This window comes from Streptomyces sp. Y20 (assembly GCF_043195475.1).
Lineage (GTDB): Bacteria > Actinomycetota > Actinomycetes > Streptomycetales > Streptomycetaceae > Streptomyces.
In genome coordinates this window covers 1-410 of sequence record NZ_JBIDDP010000049.1, presented here as the reverse complement: position 1 = coordinate 410, position 410 = coordinate 1, and the positions used below count along the sequence as shown (strand labels likewise).

1 protein-coding gene is annotated in these 410 nt (G+C 63.2%); it reads right to left on the bottom strand.

Annotated elements, in window-relative coordinates; translation table 11 throughout:
- A partial coding sequence (locus ACGFT1_RS35790) for a TonB-dependent receptor domain-containing protein (protein ID WP_373913161.1) occupies positions 1-410 on the bottom strand: 410 nt, incomplete at both ends.

Here is a 410-nt window from a genome sequence, read left to right as displayed (position 1 = left end):
AGGTGGAGGCGTTGGCGAATACGCCGACGTGCGGCGTGAGTTGATACAGCAGGCCCGCGCGCTGGGTGACGGCGTCGTGGGTCTGGTGGCTTTTGGGCGCGCCGGTGAAGTCTTCGATGTGTTGGTCGAAGTGCTCGAAGCGCGCCCCGAGCATGCCGCGCAGGCGGTCGGTGAAGATGATTTGGTCCTGCAGGTTCAGCGCGTGGCTTTTGGTCTGCTCGAAGAAATCGGTGCCCGAGCGCAGGCCGTTGGGTTTGGCCTGGCCGTAGACCGGGTTGTAGAGGTCGATGGCGTAGGGGCTGCCGGTGATGGCGGTCACGCGTTCTTTCTTGCGGTAGTCCTCGTATTCGGTGCCGATCAGCAGCTCGTGTTGCCAACTGCCAACGTCAAACAGCCCGCGCAGTTCAAGC